Source organism: Pseudomonas sp. DrBHI1 (assembly GCF_002205115.1).
GTDB lineage: Bacteria > Pseudomonadota > Gammaproteobacteria > Pseudomonadales > Pseudomonadaceae > Aquipseudomonas > Aquipseudomonas mosselii.
Genome location: NZ_NIBE01000059.1, coordinates 1 through 19,325, shown reverse-complemented (window position 1 = coordinate 19,325; position 19,325 = coordinate 1). Strand labels below are relative to the sequence as shown.

General features: G+C 60.2%; 15 protein-coding genes and 3 pseudogenes. 14 read left to right on the top strand and 4 right to left on the bottom strand.

The annotated features are described in order from the left end of the window. Positions 1 to 28 precede the first annotated feature (28 nt). The 8 genes and pseudogenes from CC207_RS12110 to CC207_RS12075 form a co-directional block, all read left to right on the top strand. Positions 29 to 292, top strand: a complete 264-nt coding sequence (locus tag CC207_RS12110) for an accessory factor UbiK family protein (protein WP_028688623.1) — start codon at positions 29 to 31, stop codon at positions 290 to 292. A gap of 24 nt (positions 293 to 316) precedes the next feature. Further along, positions 317 to 514 (top strand): annotated as a pseudogene (locus CC207_RS12105) (molybdopterin-binding protein); the annotation flags it as partial. Between the two features lie 816 nt (positions 515 to 1,330). Then, positions 1,331 to 4,042 (top strand): magnesium-translocating P-type ATPase, encoded by a 2,712-nt coding sequence (gene mgtA, locus CC207_RS12100; protein ID WP_088852176.1) that lies wholly within the window; start codon positions 1,331 to 1,333, stop codon positions 4,040 to 4,042. A 10-nt stretch (positions 4,043 to 4,052) separates the two neighbouring features. Continuing rightward, positions 4,053 to 4,412 carry a DUF2493 domain-containing protein gene (locus CC207_RS12095; RefSeq protein ID WP_088852175.1) on the top strand — a complete coding sequence of 120 codons (360 nt, stop codon included), beginning with the start codon at positions 4,053 to 4,055 and terminating at the stop codon, positions 4,410 to 4,412. Between the two features lie 261 nt (positions 4,413 to 4,673). Then, entirely contained in the window at positions 4,674 to 5,156 is a 483-nt protein-coding gene (locus CC207_RS12090) for a sigma-70 family RNA polymerase sigma factor (RefSeq protein WP_028688626.1), read from the top strand. Beyond that, positions 5,153 to 6,094 carry a FecR domain-containing protein gene (locus CC207_RS12085; RefSeq protein ID WP_028688627.1) on the top strand — a complete coding sequence of 314 codons (942 nt, stop codon included), beginning with the start codon at positions 5,153 to 5,155 and terminating at the stop codon, positions 6,092 to 6,094. The genes CC207_RS12090 and CC207_RS12085 overlap by 4 nt, the downstream gene beginning before the upstream one ends. Positions 6,095 to 6,175: 81 nt before the next feature. After that, on the top strand, positions 6,176 to 8,689 hold the full coding sequence (locus CC207_RS12080) for a TonB-dependent receptor (protein WP_036985631.1): 2,514 nt from the start codon (positions 6,176 to 6,178) through the stop codon (positions 8,687 to 8,689). A gap of 157 nt (positions 8,690 to 8,846) precedes the next feature. Continuing rightward, a pseudogene (locus CC207_RS12075) lies at positions 8,847 to 9,698 on the top strand (YifB family Mg chelatase-like AAA ATPase); the annotation flags it as partial. 200 nt (positions 9,699 to 9,898) lie between these two features. On the opposite strand, the gene CC207_RS12070 reads toward CC207_RS12075, so the two are convergent. After that, the gene (locus CC207_RS12070) at positions 9,899 to 10,108 is read right to left on the bottom strand and encodes a hypothetical protein (RefSeq protein ID WP_088852173.1); all 210 of its coding nucleotides are present in this window, start codon (positions 10,106 to 10,108) and stop codon (positions 9,899 to 9,901) included. 18 nt (positions 10,109 to 10,126) lie between these two features. After that, positions 10,127 to 10,336 (bottom strand): hypothetical protein, encoded by a 210-nt coding sequence (locus CC207_RS12065; RefSeq protein WP_256582074.1) that lies wholly within the window; start codon positions 10,334 to 10,336, stop codon positions 10,127 to 10,129. Positions 10,337 to 10,823: 487 nt separating this feature from the next. Between CC207_RS12065 and tcmP the strand changes: the two genes are divergently transcribed. The 3 genes from tcmP (at position 10,824) to CC207_RS12050 (ending at position 14,340) form a co-directional block, all read left to right on the top strand. Beyond that, positions 10,824 to 12,059, top strand: a complete 1,236-nt coding sequence (gene tcmP, locus CC207_RS12060) for a three-Cys-motif partner protein TcmP (RefSeq protein ID WP_088852172.1) — start codon at positions 10,824 to 10,826, stop codon at positions 12,057 to 12,059. A gap of 185 nt (positions 12,060 to 12,244) precedes the next feature. Next, positions 12,245 to 12,988: a phage Gp37/Gp68 family protein gene (locus CC207_RS12055; protein ID WP_088852171.1), complete on the top strand. Its 744-nt coding sequence runs from the start codon at positions 12,245 to 12,247 to the stop codon at positions 12,986 to 12,988. Between the two features lie 17 nt (positions 12,989 to 13,005). Then, a complete protein-coding gene (locus tag CC207_RS12050; protein ID WP_088852170.1) occupies positions 13,006 to 14,340 on the top strand; it encodes a three-Cys-motif partner protein TcmP in 1,335 nt (444 codons plus the stop codon). Between the two features lie 160 nt (positions 14,341 to 14,500). On the opposite strand, the gene CC207_RS12045 is transcribed toward CC207_RS12050, so the two are convergent. Then, the gene (locus tag CC207_RS12045; RefSeq protein ID WP_088852169.1) at positions 14,501 to 14,905 is read right to left on the bottom strand and encodes an antitoxin Xre-like helix-turn-helix domain-containing protein; all 405 of its coding nucleotides are present in this window, start codon (positions 14,903 to 14,905) and stop codon (positions 14,501 to 14,503) included. A gap of 194 nt (positions 14,906 to 15,099) precedes the next feature. Continuing rightward, on the bottom strand, positions 15,100 to 15,327 hold the full coding sequence (locus tag CC207_RS27580; protein WP_088852168.1) for a hypothetical protein: 228 nt from the start codon (positions 15,325 to 15,327) through the stop codon (positions 15,100 to 15,102). A gap of 236 nt (positions 15,328 to 15,563) precedes the next feature. Here CC207_RS27580 and nhaA point away from each other — a divergent pair, with 236 nt between their 5' ends. The 3 genes and pseudogenes from nhaA to CC207_RS12025 all read left to right on the top strand — a co-directional run. After that, complete coding sequence (gene nhaA, locus CC207_RS12035; protein WP_088852167.1) at positions 15,564 to 16,922, top strand: Na+/H+ antiporter NhaA; 1,359 nt, start codon at positions 15,564 to 15,566, stop codon at positions 16,920 to 16,922. 364 nt (positions 16,923 to 17,286) lie between these two features. After that, a complete protein-coding gene (locus CC207_RS12030) occupies positions 17,287 to 18,774 on the top strand; it encodes a SulP family inorganic anion transporter (RefSeq protein ID WP_088852246.1) in 1,488 nt (495 codons plus the stop codon). Between the two features lie 178 nt (positions 18,775 to 18,952). Beyond that, positions 18,953 to 19,325: pseudogene (locus tag CC207_RS12025) on the top strand (MFS transporter); the annotation flags it as partial.

Here is a 19,325-nt window from a genome sequence, read left to right as displayed (position 1 = left end):
CCCTTTCAGTGATCAGCGGATACCAGACATGCTCGCGCCCAAAGCCTTCCTCGATGCCCTGAGCGACCAGGCCTCGCGCCTGTTCAGCGGTGACACCGCCGCGCCCCGCGCCGAACTGGAAAGCCAGTTCAAGGTGCTGATGCAGGGTGCCTTCAGCAAGCTCGACCTGGTCAGCCGCGAGGAGTTCGACAGCCAGATGGTGGTGCTGGCCCGCACCCGCGCCCGCCTGGAGGCCCTGGAAAAGCAGGTTGCCGAGCTGGAAGCACGGATGGCGCCGCCCGCCGCAGACTAACAATCGATACAGGGAGTGTTAGCCATGAAAGTCAGTGCCCGGAATGTCTTTGAAGGTTCGGTCAGCGCCATCAAGCCAGGCGCGGTGAATGCCGAGGTCGAACTGACCCTGGGCGGCGGCGAGAAGCTGGTCGCGGTGGTCACCATGGCCAGCCTGCACAACCTCAACATCAACGTCGGCAAGCAGGCCGTGGCGCTGGTCAAGGCCTCGCACATCATCCTGGGCGCCAAGCCTTGATCGAATGCCCGCTTCTGCCTTGACCAGGCAGGAGCGGGCTTGCCCTGCGATAACACTTGCGCAAGGTATTGCATTAATTCCCCGCCCAGCAGATGAAACATATTTAAGTTACGCCTTCCCGGTTGACTTCCCCGCTATGCTTTGCATAAAGTTCACCCGCCCCGAAAAGCGGGCCTTTATTTCAACTCACGAAGAATTCAATGGACACAGTATCTAGTCGCTGTCTGGCAGCCTTTGGCCGCCAGGCACTTGAACCGGAACTCCGGGCCCGCCCCTAGGTCGGGCAAGCCGCGCCAGAGCCTGCTGCTCCGCCGTAGCTTGCCGCCCCGGGTGCCCGCCCGGTCGGAGGCAAGCTCATGAACCTCGATATCGCCACCCCTCGCCTGCGCACCTGTGTGCCCAAGGCCCCGCACCGTCCTGTCCTCGGCTGGGGCCTGTCCTCGTCCCTGGAACCGCCCAGTCGATAGCGCGCCCGTTACTGCCTTCAGTGACGCGCGCGATGCTGTCCGTTCGCTGAACTGACGCCATATAGATCGTCAGAAACTTCCGAACTTTAAATAATTAAAGTTTGTTGGCGTTCTATTGCCCGCCATTTAGCAAAGGAATTAACCGACCATGGAATCAGCCAGTCGAAAGTTCGCTGCCGATCTAATTTCCGGCATTCGCCAGCGAACACGTAAACGTCGGAAAAACCACGTTTTTCATTGTTTGAATCATTGCGACACGGGACACGTTCACTCACCTTCCCTACCGTGAGTCGACTGTGTGTCGTGCCGCCTCCTGCGGCAGGAGCACAGCCAAATGACCGTAAAAGACCGCAACACCCGCAGCAAAGCCGGCGACGATGCCCGCCTGTCGATGCGCGCCGCCCGCGAGGCACGCAACGGCCTGGCCGTGACCCTGGCCAACCTCGACGCCAGCGAGCTGGGCCTGACTGAGCACGAAGCCGCCAAGCGCCTGCAGCGCGACGGCGCCAACCAGGTTGCCCATGACAAGCCGCAACCGGCCCTGGTGCAACTGCTCAAGGCCCTGCACAACCCCTTCATCTACGTGCTGCTCACCCTCGCCGGCATCAGCTTCGTCACCGACTACTGGCTGCCGGTACGCGCAGGCGACCTGGAAGAAGCGGACCTGACCAAGGTCATCATCATCATGACCATGGTCAGCCTCAGCAGCCTGCTGCGCTTCTGGCAGGAGTACCGCTCGGGCAAGGCTGCCGATGCGCTCAAGGCCATGGTCCGCACCACCGCCACCGTGCTGCGCCGCGAGCGCCACGACCAGCCGGCGCGCCTGCGCGAAGTGCCGATGAACGAACTGGTGGCCGGCGATATCGTGCAACTGGCCGCCGGCGACATGATCCCCGCCGATATCCGCCTGATCGAGTCCCGCGACCTGTTCATCAGCCAGGCCGTGCTGACTGGCGAAGCGCTGCCGGTGGAGAAGTACGACACCCTCGGTCACGTCGCGCAGAAGTCCGCAGCCGACAACGCCAACGATGAAAGCGGCCTGCTGGATCTGCCCAACATCGGCTTCATGGGTACCAACGTGGTCAGCGGCCGCGCCCGCGCCGTGGTGGTGGCCACCGGCAAGCGCACCTACTTCGGTTCGCTGGCCAAGGCCATCGTCGGCTCGCGCAGCCAGACCGCCTTCGACCGCGGGGTGAACAGCGTCAGCCGCCTGTTGATCCGCTTCATGCTGGTGATGGTGCCAGTGGTGTTCATGCTCAACGGCGTGGTCAAGGGCGACTGGAGCGACGCCTTCCTGTTCGCCCTGGCCGTGGCCGTGGGCCTGACCCCGGAAATGCTGCCGATGATCGTCAGCGCCAACCTGGCCAAGGGCGCCGTGGCCATGGCCCGGCGCAAGGTGGTGGTCAAGCGCCTGAACGCCATCCAGAACTTCGGTTCGATGGACGTGCTGTGCACCGACAAGACCGGCACCCTGACCCAGGACCGCATCATCCTCGAGCACCACGTCGACCCCAGCGGCCACAAGGACCCGCGCCTGCTGGAACTGGCCTGGCTCAACAGCCACCACCAGAGCGGCGTGAAGAACCTGATGGACCAGGCCGTGCTGCGTTTTGCCGGCGCAGACCAGGGTTTCCAACCACCCTATGCCTACGCCAAGGTCGACGAGCTGCCCTTCGACTTCATCCGCCGGCGCCTGTCGGTTATCGTCCAGGATGCCCTGGGCGATCATTTGCTGGTGAGCAAGGGCGCCGTCGAGGAAATGCTGGCCATCGCCACCCATGTGGAAGAAGCCGGCCAGCGGGTCGCCCTGGACGCCGGGCGACGCCAGCAGCTGCTGGCCACCGCGAGCGCCTACAACCAGGACGGTTTTCGCGTGCTGCTGGTCGGCACCCGCGACATTCCGGCCGCCGCCGGCAAGCCCCAGTACCACACCGATGACGAGCGCGAGCTGGTGATACGCGGCTTCCTGACCTTCCTCGATCCGCCCAAGGAAACCGCCGGCCCGGCCATCGCTGCCCTGCGCGAGATGGGGGTGAAGGTCAAGGTGCTGACCGGCGATAACCCGGTGGTCACCTGCAAGGTCTGCCGCGAAGTGGGCCTGGAACCCGGCCAGCCGCTGCTCGGCCAGGACATCGAGCGCCTGGACGACATCCAGCTCAAGGCGCTGGTCGAAGAGCGCACGGTGTTCGCCAAGCTCACTCCGTTGCAGAAATCGCGGGTGCTCAAGGCGCTGCAGGCCAACGGCCACACCGTGGGCTTCCTCGGCGACGGCATCAACGACGCCCCGGCGCTGCGCGATGCCGACGTGGGCATCTCGGTGGACAGCGGCACCGACATTGCCAAGGAGTCGGCCGACATCATCCTTCTGGAAAAGAGCCTGATGGTGCTGGAAGAAGGCGTGCTCAAGGGCCGCGAAACCTTCGGCAACATCATGAAGTACCTGTGCATGACCGCCAGCTCCAACTTCGGCAACGTGTTCTCGGTGCTGGTGGCCAGCGCGTTCATCCCGTTCATGCCGATGCTGGCGATCCACCTGCTGCTGCAGAACCTGATGTACGACTTCTCCCAGCTGTCGCTACCGTGGGATCGCATGGACAAGGAATTCCTGCGTGAGCCACGCAAGTGGGATGCTCGCAACATCGGTCGTTTCATGCTGTGGATCGGCCCCACTTCGTCGATTTTCGACATCACCACCTTTGCCCTGATGTGGTACGTGTTCGCCGCCAACAGCGTGGAAATGCAGGCGCTGTTCCAGTCCGGCTGGTTCATCGAGGGGTTGCTGTCGCAAACGCTGGTGGTGCACATGCTGCGCACCCGCAAGGTGCCGTTCTTCCAGAGCACCGCGGCGCTGCCGGTGATCCTGGCCACCGGCCTGGTCATGTGCCTGGGCATCTACATCCCGTTCTCGCCGCTGGGGGCGATGGTCGGGCTGGTGCCACTGCCGTGGGAATACTTCCCGTGGCTGGCCGCCACCCTGCTGGGCTACTGCCTGGTGGCCCAGGGCATGAAGACCCTGTACATCCGCCGCTTCGGCCAGTGGTTCTGAGGGGGTGAGCATGCGCGTACTGATCTGCGCGGGGCGCAACTACGCCGACAGCCAACGCTGCCGCCAGGCGCTGGACGCCCTCCAGCGCCAGCAACCGATCCGGGTGCTGATCCACGGCGGCAGCCAGCACCTGGGTGGCGAGATCGAAGGCTGGGCCCGCGAACAGGGCGCCGACATCGTGCGCTACCCGCCCAACTGGCAGCTGCACGGCAAGCTGGCCGAGCGCCTGCGCAACGTCTTCATGCTGCGCGACAGCCGGCCCGACCTGGTGCTGGCGCTGCCGGGCGGGGACGATACCGAGGAGCTGCTGACACGGGCGCGGGGTTCGGGGATTCCGGTGATCTGTGGCAGGCAGCCACGGTCACACTGACCTGACGATCGGCACCCTCTCGCTCTGGGGGCCAGGACTGTACACGTGGGAGCGGGCTTACCCCGCGAACACCGGCAATGCCGGTGCCATGCAACGCGGTGATTGCCTCGCGGGACAAGCCCACAAAGGACTGACTACCTCTTGAGCACACGACTGCAAACCCCGTAGGATTGAGAGCGATTCCCATCTGCATCTCGCTCATTCCTTTTGCAGGAGAGGCTCGTCGTGCCCTCACCCTCACTTCCGCCGCCGCGCCAGGCCATGGATGCGCTGTACCAGGATCACCACGCCTGGCTGCTGGGCTGGCTGCGGCGACGCCTGCAACATGCCGACAACGCCGCCGACCTGGCCCACGACACCTTCGTGCAACTGCTCGGCCGGCCGGAGCTGATCCCGACGCTGCGCCAACCGCGGGCCTGGCTCAGCAGCGTGGCCAAAGGATTGATGATCGACCGCCAGCGCCGGCACAAGCTGGAGATCGCGTACTTGCAGGCGCTGGCCAGCCTGCCGGAGCCCGAGGCGCCCTCGGCCGAGCGCCAGCTGATCCTGCTCCAGACGCTGATGCAGATCGACGCCATGCTCGATGGCCTGCCGGCGAAGGTGCGCATGGCCTTCCTGCTGTCGCGCCTGGAAGGCATGAGCTACCAGGAAATCGCCCATCACCTGGGGATCAGCCTGAGCAGTGTCGAGAAGTACATGGTCAAGGCCATCCGCCACTGCTACCTGGCAAGGCTGGAACCATGAGCGACGACGTGCTCGACCAGGCCATCGGCTGGCTGGTCAGGCTCGAGTCGGCGCAGCATGCGCCGGCACTCTGTGCCGCCTGCCTGGTCTGGCGCCAGAGCGACCCGCGCCATGAAGCCACCTGGCAGGCCCTACAGGAAGCCCAGGCCTGCTTCAGCCAGGCCCGCGAGCTGCCCGAGGGCGTTGCCCTGCGTGCGTTGACGGCGCCCGAGCGGGCGGATCGCCGGCAGGCCCTCAAGCTGCTCACCCTCGGCCTGCTGGGGCTGGGCCTCAGCGGTACGGCACTGCAACACTCACCCTGGCGCCTGAGCCTGGCCGACTACAGCACCCATACCGCAGAACGCCGCCATGTCCAGCTGGCCGATGGCAGCGAGCTGCAGCTCAACAGCCGCAGCGCGGTCAACGTGCGCTTCAGCGCGACCGAACGCCGGGTCGAACTGCTTGAAGGGCAGGTCTATGTCCGCGTGCAGGGCGACACCCGGCAACGCCCCCTGTGTGTGACCAGCGCCGAGGCCAGCCTGTGGACGTTCGACGCGGCGTTCGATGTCTGCCAGGCGCGCGGCAACACGCGCCTGGCCATCGACCAGGGCCAGGTCGCGATCCAGGTGCCCGGGCGAGCCCAGCAACTGGCCAAGGCCGGCGAGCAGTACCGCATCGACCACCATGGCGCGCAGCCCCTGGCCAATCCCCAGGCCCAGGGCTCGGCCTGGACCCGTGGCCTGCTGATCGCCAACGACATGCCCCTGGCCGAACTGGCCGATACCCTGGCCCGCCAGCGCGAAGGCTGGGTCGGCTGCGACCCGGCGGTGGCCGGCCTGCGTGTTTCCGGGGTGTTCCAGCTCGACGACACCGACAATGCCCTGCGCAGCCTGGCCCACACCTGGCCGGTGCGCCTGCAATGGCGCACCGCGTTGTGGGTGCGCATCCTTCCGGCGTAAAGAAAATCGATTCTCGTTTACGGGTTTTCCCCGCTCCTTCGACAAACAGGAAAAACACCTGCCAATTCCCAGGAGCTTTCGATGGATCTGCTGTCCCGCTACCGCCCCACCTTGCTCGCCCAGGCCCTGCTACTTGGCGCCGGCATCGGCCTGGCCCACCCCGTGCTGGCCGAACAGCCGCTGCGCCGTTACGACCTGCCCGCCGCACCACTGGCCGAAGCACTCAACCGCTTCGCCGAGCAGGCCGGCATCAGCCTGCCGTACGACCCGCAGCTGGTGCAGGGCAAGCAGGCCAGGCCGGTGCGCGGCCAGTTGCCCACCGACATGGCGTTGTACCTGATGCTCGAAGGTACCGGGCTCAAGGCCGTGCAGGCCGCCGACGGCAGCTGGGCGCTGCAGCTCGCCGCCAGCGGTGGCGGCGCCCTGGAACTCGGCAGCACGCAGGTTCAGGGTCAAGGCATGGGCCAGGCCACCGAGGGCACGCGCTCCTACACCACCGGGCTGGTGAGCGTCGGTTCGAAGACCCCGACAAGCCTGAAGGACACCCCGCAGTCGGTATCGGTGGTCAGCCGCCAGCTGATCGAGGACCGGCGCATGGTCAGCCTTGACGACGCGATGAAATTCACCCCCGGCATCACCCTGCGCAACGTCAATTTCAACACCCAGGAATTCATCTCCCGTGGCTTTGCGATCGACAACCTGCAGATCGACGGCACGGCACCGATGGACATCGGCAACGGCCTGGGCACCTTCTACAGCCAGCGCAAGTACGACCTGGCCGCCTATGACCATGTCGAAGTGCTGCGCGGCGCCAGCGGCCTGCTCGGCGGCACCGGCAACCCGGGCGGCATCGTCAACCTGGTGCGCAAGCGCCCGCTCGATCACTACCAGCTCAAGCTCGAAGCCTCGGCGGGCTCGTGGGACAACTACCGCAGCGAAGTGGATGCCACAGGTCCCCTGGCCTTCGACGGCAAGCTGCGTGGACGGATGGTGGTCGCCTACCAGGACCGCCAGTACTTCTTCGACAACCGCAGCACCGAACGGCCGTTTTTCTATGGTGTGCTCGAGGCCGACGTCAGCGACGACACCATGCTCACTTTCGGCGGCAGCTACGACAAGGTCCATGAAAACGGCGTGGGCGACGGCCTGCCGCGCTACAGCACCGGCGGCGACCTGAAACTGCCGCGGCACACCTGGTACACCACCAACAGCGCCTGGAACGACAGCTACACCCGCGAGCTGTTCGCCAAGCTCGACCATCGCTTCTCCGATGACTGGAAGCTCAACACCTCCTACACCTATTCGTACAACGAAGGCTCCACCGAAGGCGTGATCCCCTATGGCTCCGTTGACGAGAACAGCAATACCGGCCCCTACTGGTGGGGCAGCTATGTCTCCAGCTGGAGCAAGCAGTCGGTGTTCGACGTCAACCTCTCCGGCACCTTCGACGCCTTCGGCCGCCAACACGAACTGCTGGTGGGTGGCGACTACCAGGAGGTCACCAGCCGCTGGCGCGCGGCCCAGGGCAAGGTCGGCCTGGGCGGCATGATCGACCTGTGGGACCCGCAGTCGACACCGTTGCCGACCGAGGCCACCAACCATGCCTTCTACCGCGACTACTACCCCAACAAGCGCAAGCAGTACGGTCTCTACTCCACCCTGCGCCTGCAGCTGACCGACCCGCTCAAGCTGGTGATCGGCGCCCGCGCCCAGCGCTATACCTTCGAGCAGGCCTACGCCACGCGCAACCGCGACGGCTCCGGGGACTGGGCTCGCCAGGACCAGGTCTCGCACAGCGAGCCGACCACCCTGGTGCCATTCGGTGGCCTGATCTACGCGCTCGACGACCAGTGGTCGACCTACGTCAGCTACGCCGAGATCTACAAACCCCAGGCGCAGAAACTCAAGGGCCCGGAAAAGTCCGGCACCTCCCTCGACCCGATGACCGGCAAGACCTACGAGACCGGGATCAAGGGCGAGCTGTTCGATGGCGCGCTCAACCTCAGCGCCGCGCTGTTCTACACCAAGCGTGAACACCAGGCGATCAAGGACCCCGCCTACCCCGACACACCGTTCAGCTACAGCGCCTCCTGCTGCTTCATCGGCCAGGGCAAGGTGGTCAGCAAGGGTATCGACCTGGAGGCCACCGGCGAAGTCCTGCCGGGCTGGGATGTAATCGCCGGCTATACCCTCAACCTGATGGACGACAAGAGCGAGGACACGCTGTACACCACCGTCACGCCCAAGCACCTGTTCAAGCTCTGGTCGGTCTACACCCTGCCGGGCGACTGGTCGGCATGGCGCGTCGGCGCCGGGGTAACCGCCCAGAGCGCCAGCTACGTCGAAGGCAAGGCCTACCGCTTCGACGCCAACTGGAACACCGTGGGTGAAACTCCGTTCGATTTCAGCCAGAGCGGCTACGCGGTCTACGACGCCATGGTCGAGTATAAGGTCGACGATCACTGGACCCTGGCCCTGAACGGCAACAACCTGTTCGACCGCAAGTACTACGCCAGCGTCGGCACGTCCGAGTACGGCAACTACTACGGCGAGCCGCGCAACTTCGTGCTGACCTTGCGCGGCGTGTTCGAATGAGTGCGCGACCTGCCTCATGAAACCAGGCAGGTGCCGACAGCCATGGAGGCGGGCCGGACAAAACTCGATGCACTCTTCTCGTCCGCCTCCCCAGGAGCACCACTAAGCTTTGCCGGGCCGCAGGACGCGGCCCCTTACACGCAAACACGGAGTGCCCATGTCCCTCGCCCTCGTCCACAGCCGCGCCCAGGTGGGTGTGCAGGCCCCCGCCGTCAGCGTCGAAACCCACCTGGCCAACGGCCTGCCCACGCTTACCCTGGTCGGCCTGCCGGAAACCACGGTCAAGGAGAGCAAGGACCGGGTACGCAGCGCCATCGTCAACTCCGGCCTGGACTACCCGGCCCGGCGCATCACCCAGAGCCTCGCCCCCGCCGACCTGCCCAAGGACGGTGGCCGCTACGACCTGGCCATCGCCCTGGGCATCCTCGCCGCCAATGGCCAGGTGCCGGTGGCCACCCTCGACGATATCGAATGCCTGGGTGAGCTGGCCCTGTCGGGCGCCTTGCGCCCGGTACAGGGCGTGCTGCCTGCGGCATTGGCGGCCCGGGATGCGGGTCGGGCGCTGGTGGTGCCACGGGAGAATGCCGAGGAGGCCAGCCTGGCCAGCGGCCTGGTGGTGTATGCGATGGGGCACCTGCGCGAGCTGGTGGCCCACCTGAACGGCCAGCCCGCGCTGTCTCCCTACGCGGCCAATGGCCTGCTGCTGGAGCAACGCCCCTATCCGGACCTCAGCGAAGTCCAGGGCCAGATCGCGGCCAAGCGCGCCCTGCTGGTAGCCGCGGCCGGTGCGCACAACCTGTTGTTCACAGGTCCCCCGGGCACTGGCAAGACCTTGCTTGCCAGTCGTCTGCCCGGGCTGCTGCCGCCGCTGGACGAGCGCGAGGCACTGGAGGTGGCGGCGATCCGCTCGGTCAGCGGCCACGCCCCGCTCGATAGCTGGCCACAGCGGCCGTTCCGCCATCCGCACCATTCGGCCTCAGGTCCGGCGCTGGTCGGCGGGGGCTGTAGGCTTTCGAAATAAATGCGAAATTTTCGAAATTGATGCGACTCGCTGCACGCAAGTACTATCCGGTGAATAGTGATCAGTGCGGTAGGTAGGTGGCGGCCCATAAGAGCACCATGGCCGCGCGATGGGCTGCCTAGCCTCTGGCAGCGGCAGTATCCGCAGGCCAGCGACCTCCCAGGTAACGCCCGATCAGCGGGTAGCAGTCAATGGTTCGTGTAGTCAGGGCCGCCGAGCACTCGCAACTGGTAGTGGTTGATGGCTTGGAACAGTGACTCGGCCAGGATCTTGAGGTGTTCAACCTCTTCAGGTGACGCCCCAGCATCCTTTGCTTCCTGGTAGCACTTCATGGCCTCTATCGCATCGGAGAAGGCTTGGTGATCTGGAAGCAGAACTTTCGTCACATCTCGCTTCACGAATCACTCTCCTGGGCGTCAATGCAGGATGTGCGGAGCTTTGCCGCAGTTGATGAGCTGGTATTCAGTCACCAATCGAAAGCGCAAATACGAAACCTCTCTGAAAAGTTCGAGCTCGTCAGGCGAGGCGCCATCTTCCTCCGCTTGTCGAAGACGTCGCTGCGCATCGATCGCTTTCTGAATCAGCTCTTCACCTGCTGCAACCATTCCCTCGATGGTTCTCTTCACGCCGCTGCCCTCGTGGTTTGACTAGAACAGTATAGAGTCTAACGGTAGCTGGCGAGCTCATCCGGGAAGCTGCGACCGCAATCGCCCCGTAGCTGCCTGTGGCGGTGGGCTATAGGTAGTTGCGCGCGCAAACGATCCATGAACAGCGACCTCACTACTACAGCCGTCGTCAGAGATTCTTCAGGCCTTACTCTCCGCAGTGCAGCCGCAGTAGCCTCGCGCCCACTTATCTCAATCACTCGATTACACGCTGTGTCGCGAGGGATTCCACCAGTGCTCCGATAAGGATCGCTGATCCAGCCATCACACAGGTTGGGCCCTGCTATTTTGGTGACGATCAACGGCAGCAATCGACCTCCCGGCGCACCGCGGGAACCGGCCGTAGCCACCTAACCCAGGCTAAGATATCGTATCGCCACTAAGACGCCGCTCAACGTGATTAGCCGATCCGTGGTAGGCGACCAAGATGGGTCAACAAGGAAGTGAAATGTCTTTGATACCAATGGAATATCTGGGTAGAGAGCAGGCGTACGTCAAGCACACCATTCTGAGAACTTACTTGCAGCGGCTGATCATGATCATCGGCCGCAGTGAGCAGGTGATCAATTATGTCGACTGCTTCGCTGGCCCCTGGTCGGAAGAGTCTGATGACTTGCGCGACACCTCCATTGGTATCTCGTTGAGCCTGATGAAAGATTGTGCAAAGTCGCTTGAGGAGCGGCATGGCGCAAAGGTGAAGTTTCGCGCCCTGTATATCGAGAAGAATGATGAGGCTTTTGCTAAGCTGCAAAAATTTCTGTCCAACAACACGGGCAGCGTCGTAGACGCTAGTTGCATCCACGGCGACTACACGACGAAAATCGATGATATCGCGAGCTGGGCAAAACTTGGGTTTACCTTCTTCTTCATTGACCCCAAAGGCTGGCGGAAGGTCATCAATGCGCCGGTACTGGCGCCTCTATTGGCGTTGAACAGAACCGAGTTTCTCATCAACTTGATGTACGACTTCCTCAACCGAGCGATGTCGATGACGGCTCAGCAAGCGAACGTTGAGGAATTACTTGGTAAGCCAATCACGTTCTCAGGCAAGGAGACCGCAACCGAACGGCAGCACATCATTGTTTCCCAGTACCGCCAGGTGGTTGGGGATCTGTACAACGGCAGAACTGCGCACGTCACCGTTGAGCGGCCGGGCATGGACCGCGTCCTGTACTTCCTGATCTACCTCACTCGACATTCCAAAGGGCTCATTGTCTTCAAAGAGGCCGCCGAGCAGATGGAAATGGTTCAGCGCGTCAGTCAGTTCGAGACCAAGCTCAGGCAGCAAGCGAGCAAGAGGCTCCCTGTTTATGACCTCTTCTCCTCACCTGAAGATCAGCCCGAGCCAGTCAACGTTCGGGACAACAGGATGCTCGCAAGAAAGTATTTGCTAACACGTCTTTCTAGCACACCGTTGCTGGTGGACAATGATTGCTGGGCAAACTTCCTTGTGGAAACTGAACTCTATCCAACAGACCTGCAATTGGCTTTTAAAGACCTCATCAAAGAAGAGAAAGTCATAAACCTGGATGCAAATGTTCGAAGGCGGACAAAGAATCCGGTAAGGCCAAACTGGCCAAGCAAAAGTGAACGATGGGTACTCTGTGCAGAATCACCTTCTCCAAAAATCACTTGTTTGCATTTATCAGAAACCTCAAAATCAGCCTACGACAAGAAAGTTTGAACACACACCAAATTACTAGCCAAATAATATATCAACAGAGCCATATTTAGCTGAGCTTATAGGGTATGTGTGTTATGCTTCTAACTTGGCAGGGCCACGAACAGAAATGCAAAGCACCAAGGTGATAGTCATTTGAGTCGCGCCCGGTTTACATGAGCATCGTGCACGACAGGAGTTACAGTGCAATGAGTACCCAGACGAGCATAGAATGGACCGAAATGACTTGGAACCCCATCGTGGGGTGCACCAAGGTATCGCCGGGCTGCAAGCATTGTTATGCCGAAAACATGGCTCACCGGCTGCAGGCCATGGGCACTCCAGGCTATGAAAATGGTTTCAAGCTTAGCTTGCGCCCGGAGAAACTACGCGAACCACTTCAGCGAAAAAAACCGACCATTTATTTTGTAAACTCAATGTCGGATCTATTTCACGAAAAAGTCCCGGATCACTACATCGATCAGGTTTTTGACGTCATTCGTGAGGCGACGCAACATACCTTTCAAATCCTGACCAAGCGCGCGGAACGGTTGGCTGATTACTTCAGCAAGCGCGTTCCACCTACCAACGCCTGGCTTGGCGTATCGGTCGAAGACAAGGCCTATGGCGTTCCTCGTATCGATTGCTTGCGTCGTGTGAACGCCACAATCCGCTTCCTCTCGGCAGAACCGCTGCTCGAAGATCTCGGTGAAATAGATCTGACCGATATCCACTGGGTGATTGTTGGAGGCGAGTCAGGTGCAAAGGCGCGTCCCATGCAGCAAGAGTGGGTCGACAACATTCATCGCCAGTGCGATATCTCCGGTTCCGCATTCTTCTTCAAGCAATGGGGCGGATGGGGGGCGGATGGCGTCAAGCGCTCTAAAAAAGCAAACGGGCGGCTGCTGAACGGCCAGACCTGGGATGAGATACCTCTGTTGAATTTAGCCTGAGTTAAAGGATTTACCGGATGGCAAAGGATGAAAAGTACAAATGGAATATTTCCACCGGGACATATCCTCAGATCGACCCACACAGCAAGGTCAAGCACAAGATCATTCAGGACTATATTCGGTCCTACATTACGGTATTGATGAGCAACCAGATGATCCCTCGAATCGGGATCAACATAATTGATGGCTTCTGCGGAGGTGGCGTTTACAAAGACGATGACGGCGTAGGCGTTCATTATGGATCGCCGATCATCGCACTGGACACTGTGCGCCAGACAGTTGCGGAAATTAACATTCTGAGAAAGCTCGCCCGCGAAGTGGTCGCGAAGTATTACTTCATAGACATCAAGAAAGACAACATCAATTACCTGAACGCGATACTCAACGAGAAGGGCTATTCTCACTTAATAAATAAGGACATATTCCCCCTAAAGTCACGCTTCACCAACGCTCTTCCGGCGCTAATCAGTCAAATCAAAAAATTCAAATTCTCCGAGCGCGCACTATTCTTGCTGGATCAATACGCTTACAAAGATGTTCCTTTTTCCAGCATCCGTACCATCTTTCAGGAGGTGGGAAACGCGGAGGTTTTGCTAACATTCAACGTTGACAGCCTGATTGACTATCTTTCCGAGCGCGAGGAAAACCGTAAGGCGCTCCAGAACATCGACCTTGAAAAATACATTCCTTGGGAAAAGCTCCCCTCTTTCAAAGCTACGATGCGCCATGAATGGCAGCACCTCATTCAACGTTTTCTAGCAGAGGGCATACTGAAAGAAAGCGGCGCAGAGTTCATGACGGTATTTTTCATAACGCCATATGGCGCTAACCCTAGGACCTACTGGTTTATTCATCTCGCCAAGAGCTATCGCGCAAATGCCGTGATGAAGGAAATTCATTGGAAGTACGGTAACCACTTCTCGCACTCCATGACGCCCGCGTTATTTGTGGGTTACGACACCAAGCGCGATATCCAGATTACAGATCAACACAACCTTGGCTTTGGTGAAGAGCACTTCTTCGACAGCGTCACCGGAAAACGCATCGAGACTGAGCTCTCAGAGCTACTGCCCCGACAGATCTACCAACAGCCTGTCCAAACGTTCGGCTCGATGATGAGGAGCATGGCCAACGGCACGATGGCCAACGAGAGCATCGTTCGTGAAGCCCTTCACATGCCAATTCTGTGCAAGGACATAGAGGTTTTCGACAAGGACAGTGGTACCAGGCGGCGCAAAGGCAGCAGCATCAAATCCTCCGATATCTTGATGCCTGCGGCGCAGCGGTCCATGTTTTTCTTGCCTCCCATCTCGATGGTCCAGAAGGGGAAAACTGAGATCGAAGACGACTGATTACCGGAAAAAGGCCAGATCAATGCAATCAGCACCGAGACTCATTCCAGCGGCGACCAAGCCTGAGCGGTTGCACGGGCTTGCCCACCCATAGCTGTCGATATCGAGAAATTACAAACGCTCTGTGAACAGCCAGCCGGCTGCGCTGAACTGTGGAATTTCAGAGGGCTGTCGTACCTACGCCGATCCGCGGTAACTGATCAATGCGCTTGTAGGTTTCATAGAGCGAGATCATGTCGCCTTGCGCCATGATCTCCAAAGGAGAGCGGCCCCCGAAGAATTCATTCTCGTTTTTGAACCCAGGGAATCCTTTGACGTTAGCCTGATTGGCAAACGTGGTCCGCAACGATGCGTGGATGGCCAGCACCAGGCCTATACGCTGCTGCTGATCTTGATCGAGCCTTCGGCCAGCACCGCAATCATGAGAAGCGCGACGGTATGTAGAGTGCGATATGCGCAGAATTCTGCAGGCTTGGGCCGGGGAGGCCTGCCAGCCGGCAATGATGCGCAGCGCCACTTTCAGACTTACCGAAGACTGCTCCTGGTTGAAACGCCCGCTGCCCATAACGCTGCCTACTCCTACCGCCATCAGGCAATTTACCTCTGATGCCATGAGTGAAGAACTGATGAGCACCAGCCGTCCATGTCCTGCCCAACTCACCTGTTTCAGCCCTTCACCTCAGACCTACGTGATGAGGACCCAATTGAGGAAAGCAACGTGTGTATCGCTACACTTAGTTCTATAAGAGCTCTAAATGTTCATCTGGCCCGTGGTTCACCGTAGCAATCGGGCTCCTCCCACTCGATGTTCATTTTTTGACACGCATAGTCTGCCTCATGCCTAGATAAATAACTCGGTTTTAGGCGTTGCTTTTCCTTGTTGTCGTATATATCGAAACCACCAGAAATGGTCTCTGCATAGAAACGAGTGCCTACGCGCCCGCTTTCAGCGGGAACAGCTGGAACGATGACGAATCTTGGTAGCATTTTGGCGCCTCCCCAGTCGATTCTCTATTTCAGTACTAGCGGCACCTGGCACGGGAGTACAGGCAGATTGCTCGTTCAAACGATGAGTGGCAAGTCAGCACTTTTTTGACGTCAGTCCGCGGTTAGCCCTACCCAAGCGATTCCAGTAGACTCTCACTTGGGTGCTAGCCGCATAGGGCGGTGAGGCAGGTTAAAAGCAACGCCGGTCGGGCCGCCGCGCGCGAGTAACTGTGCCGATGCAGACACCTGAGCTCCCCCGCGCCCAGCAAATGGCCGAGCGTGCCTTTGCCAACCTGGAACGTTTCCTACATATCGAAGCCGTCAGTGGCATCGTCCTTTTGGTCGTCGCCGTTTGCGCACTGATCTGGGCCAATTCCCCAGCCGCAGACAGCTACGAGGCGCTCTGGCATACCCCATTGTCATTCGGCTTTGGAACGTACGTCGTATCGCAATCCCTGCACTTCTGGATCAACGACGGTCTGATGACCATCTTCTTCCTGGTGGTAGGGATGGAAATTCGCCGCGAGATCCATGAAGGGGCATTGTCCAGCCTACGTCAGGCGACGTTACCAATGGCTGCGGCGCTTGGTGGCGTTGCCGTACCAGCGCTGCTCTACCTCGTTTTCAATCACCAGGCACCGCAACAAAACGGCTGGGCGGTGCCAACCGCCACAGACATTGCGTTCGCCGTCGGTGTACTGGCTCTACTGGGCAAGTCGATTCCGTCGAACATCCGTGTATTCCTTCTGGCCCTCGCGATCATCGACGACATCATTGCTGTTTTGATCATCGCCTTCTTCTATTCGGGCGGTCTGGACTACTCAGGTTTTGCGGTCGCAGCGGTAGGCCTCTTGCTGGTTATCGGTCTGCAGAAGATTGGGATTGGTTCCGCCTATGCCTATGTCATCCCCGGAGCCATCACTTGGATCGGGATACTGATGACAGGAGCCCACCCTACGCTGGCAGGTGTGATTCTCGGGATGATGACGCCAGTCGTCGCGATACCCATGCGCGAGCGCCCGCTGGATGCCATTGCACGGTTCTCAGGTGAGTTGATAGGTCGTGCCAAGGCCACGGAGCAAGATGCCACTGATTTGATGGACCCGCTGAAGCGACTGCGCCTGGCCCAGCGTGAGCTCCTGCCCCCGGTGGTTCGGGTGCAAAGTGCGCTACACCCCTGGGTGGCGTACGCCATCATGCCGTTGTTCGCCCTGGCCAATGCGGGAGTAAATTTGGGCGGGATCGATCTGTCGAGCGAGGCGCCTCATTGGGTGATGCTCGGCATCGGTATTGCATTGGTGGCGGGCAAGCCGCTAGGCGTTTTGAGTGCAAGCTGGCTGATGGTCCGCCTGGGATGGTGCACACTGCCGGCGGGAGTTAGCTGGAGCGGCATTACCTTGATCGGCTTGCTGGCCGGCATCGGCTTCACCATGTCGATCTTCATTGCCACATTGGCGTTCGCCGACGCCAGCTTGCTCGGCGCGGCTAAGGTCGGAGTACTGTCCGGATCGGTGATTTCTGCTGTCATCGGCATTGCTTGGGGAATGCTGAAAGTGCGTCGGACGCACCCTGGCAGCTCAGCGGAAGCAGCCTAACTCAAGCCTCGTATACCGACCTGTCGGACATTGAAGCTCCGGCAGGTTGCCCTGGTGCGCCGAGAGTGCGGTCGCTCATCCGGGCGGCTGCGGTTGATCCGCTCGGACAAAATCCTCTACCATGCTGCCGGTCTATCTTCAGACAACCTCTGGGAAAAACCTTGATTCGTACTAACTGGCTGCCTACGCCGCCTTAGTTTCCCGCCCCCTCGCAACACCTGACCGCCTTCTAGCTGCGGTCGTACTCGGCTGCGCCTGAAAAATATTCGCAGCCAAAGCCATCTCACAACTCAATTGAAATGCACGCTCATGCTTGCCTGACGTTTGCCGTCCGGGCTGCATGCGCCTTGCCTTGGGTGAATTCATGCTCGAAAAGCTTAAAGCCACGTGGCTATCAAATATCCGTGCGGATGTACTCGCAGGCCTTGTTGTCGCACTTGCCCTGATTCCTGAAGCCATAGCCTTCTCCATCATCGCCGGCGTCGATCCGAAAGTAGGTCTCTACGCTTCCTTCTGCATCTGCGTGGTCATCGCATTCGTCGGTGGCAGACCCGCCATGATCTCCGCTGCTACAGGAGCCATGGCGTTGCTCATGGTCAATTTGGTCAAAGATCACGGCCTGCAATACCTGCTCGCTGCAACGCTGCTGTGCGGCGTTCTGCAGATCCTCGCCGGATATCTGCGCCTGGGTGAGTTGATGCGCTTCGTCTCACGCTCCGTCGTGACCGGTTTCGTCAACGCGCTGGCCATCCTGATCTTCATGGCCCAGCTCCCTGAACTGACCAATGTGACCTGGCCGGTCTACGCCATGACCGCTGCCGGGCTCGGGATCATCTACCTATTCCCGTACGTACCTGTTCTGGGCAAGCTGTTGCCCTCACCACTGGTCTGCATTCTGGTACTGACGGCGATCGCGATGTACCTCGGCCTGGATATCCGCACCGTAGGCGACATGGGCTCGCTGCCGGATAGCCTGCCCATCTTCCTGTGGCCGGAAGTCCCGCTGAACCTGCAGACCTTGCTCATCATCCTGCCTTACTCGGCGGCGCTGGCTGTCGTTGGACTGCTGGAGTCGATGATGACTGCCACCATCGTGGATGATCTGACGGAAACGGACAGCGACAAGAACCGCGAGTGCAAAGGACAAGGCATCGCGAACATCACAGCAGGGCTGCTTGGCGGGATGGCCGGCTGCGCGATGATCGGCCAGTCGATGATCAACGTGAAATCGGGTGGTCGCACACGTCTGTCCACTTTAAGTGCCGGAGTGCTACTGCTGGCGATGATGCTGTTCCTTGGCGATTGGCTGGCCAGCATCCCAATGGCGGCACTGGTGGCGGTGATGATCATGGTGTCCATCAGCACCTTCAGCTGGCAGTCGATCCGCAACCTGAAGCAGTACCCGCTATCGACCAACATTGTGATGGTCGTAACTGTGGTGGTCGTGGTCGCCACCCACAACCTGGCGTTTGGCGTCATCGCCGGCACGTTGTTGGCCGCCATGTTCTTCGCCAACAAGATTGCCCATTACCTTGACATTACTTCCAAGGTCGATCCAGAGCATAAGCACCGGACCTACTACGTGGTCGGCCAGGTCTTCTTCGGCTCTGCAGAGCGCTTTACCAACGCCTTCGACCTCCGTGAGGAAATGGACACCGTGACCATCGACCTGCGCGAAGCTCATTTCTGGGATATCACGGCAGTAGGTGCCCTGGATAGGGTGGTCTTGAAGCTGCGCCGCAACGGCATTGCGGTGGACGTAATCGGAATGAATCGGGCGACAGCCACACTGGTAGATCGCTTTGGCGTACACGATAAACCCGATGGTATCGATAGTTTGATGGGCCACTAAGCGCTGAAACAAGGTTATCTCAATCGAAGCTGCCCGTAGATGGCCAGCCAGCCCACTGAGCGGGCCGATTGGAAGGAGTTCGGACGGGCGAAAAAAACCGCCCGAAGGCGGCCAAGGGGACTACATGGATGAGCCCTAAGTGTAGTCCTGATCCAACACTTTTTCAGTGTTTCGAGGTAAGGACTTGAACAAGATGAGCGCCAGGAGCTCCATCAAGCTCCTGGTGCCGGACAGCCAGCAAGGCACCCTCTACAAATGGGTGACCATCCTGACGGGCTCGAAGAACGCGCTTACAAGGTGTGGTTTTTTCCTCGGCGGAGCACTGCTCGCGTTGCTCGGTTTTACCCTGGCGGTGCTGGCCATGGCGGCAGTACTGGCCCTGATCTGGATCGGCAGTCTGGTGCTGCTGAAAAAGGACTTGGGCAAAGCCAAGGCCAAACCCAAGTTACGCGAGATGCTGGCCAAGAGCCGAACCATCAACATCCTCTCGGCCGCACGGCTGTTTCTCTTCGGTGCCCGAGACGTCTGGTTCGTCGTGGCGCTGCCGGTGT

What these genes read in the sequence shown, in the direction of transcription:
- CC207_RS12110 (WP_028688623.1), top strand. Translation starts at nt 29, where the DNA reads ATGCTCGCGCCCAAAGCCTTCCTCGATGCCCTGAGCGACCAGGCCTCG.
- mgtA (WP_088852176.1), top strand. Translation starts at nt 1,331, where the DNA reads ATGACCGTAAAAGACCGCAACACCCGCAGCAAAGCCGGCGACGATGCC.
- CC207_RS12095 (WP_088852175.1), top strand. Translation starts at nt 4,053, where the DNA reads ATGCGCGTACTGATCTGCGCGGGGCGCAACTACGCCGACAGCCAACGC.
- CC207_RS12090 (WP_028688626.1), top strand. Translation starts at nt 4,674, where the DNA reads ATGGATGCGCTGTACCAGGATCACCACGCCTGGCTGCTGGGCTGGCTG.
- CC207_RS12085 (WP_028688627.1), top strand. Translation starts at nt 5,153, where the DNA reads ATGAGCGACGACGTGCTCGACCAGGCCATCGGCTGGCTGGTCAGGCTC.
- CC207_RS12080 (WP_036985631.1), top strand. Translation starts at nt 6,176, where the DNA reads ATGGATCTGCTGTCCCGCTACCGCCCCACCTTGCTCGCCCAGGCCCTG.
- tcmP (WP_088852172.1), top strand. Translation starts at nt 10,824, where the DNA reads ATGTCTTTGATACCAATGGAATATCTGGGTAGAGAGCAGGCGTACGTC.
- CC207_RS12055 (WP_088852171.1), top strand. Translation starts at nt 12,245, where the DNA reads ATGAGTACCCAGACGAGCATAGAATGGACCGAAATGACTTGGAACCCC.
- CC207_RS12050 (WP_088852170.1), top strand. Translation starts at nt 13,006, where the DNA reads ATGGCAAAGGATGAAAAGTACAAATGGAATATTTCCACCGGGACATAT.
- CC207_RS12045 (WP_088852169.1), bottom strand. Translation starts at nt 14,905, where the DNA reads ATGGGCAGCGGGCGTTTCAACCAGGAGCAGTCTTCGGTAAGTCTGAAA.
- CC207_RS27580 (WP_088852168.1), bottom strand. Translation starts at nt 15,327, where the DNA reads ATGCTACCAAGATTCGTCATCGTTCCAGCTGTTCCCGCTGAAAGCGGG.
- nhaA (WP_088852167.1), top strand. Translation starts at nt 15,564, where the DNA reads ATGCAGACACCTGAGCTCCCCCGCGCCCAGCAAATGGCCGAGCGTGCC.
- CC207_RS12030 (WP_088852246.1), top strand. Translation starts at nt 17,287, where the DNA reads ATGCTCGAAAAGCTTAAAGCCACGTGGCTATCAAATATCCGTGCGGAT.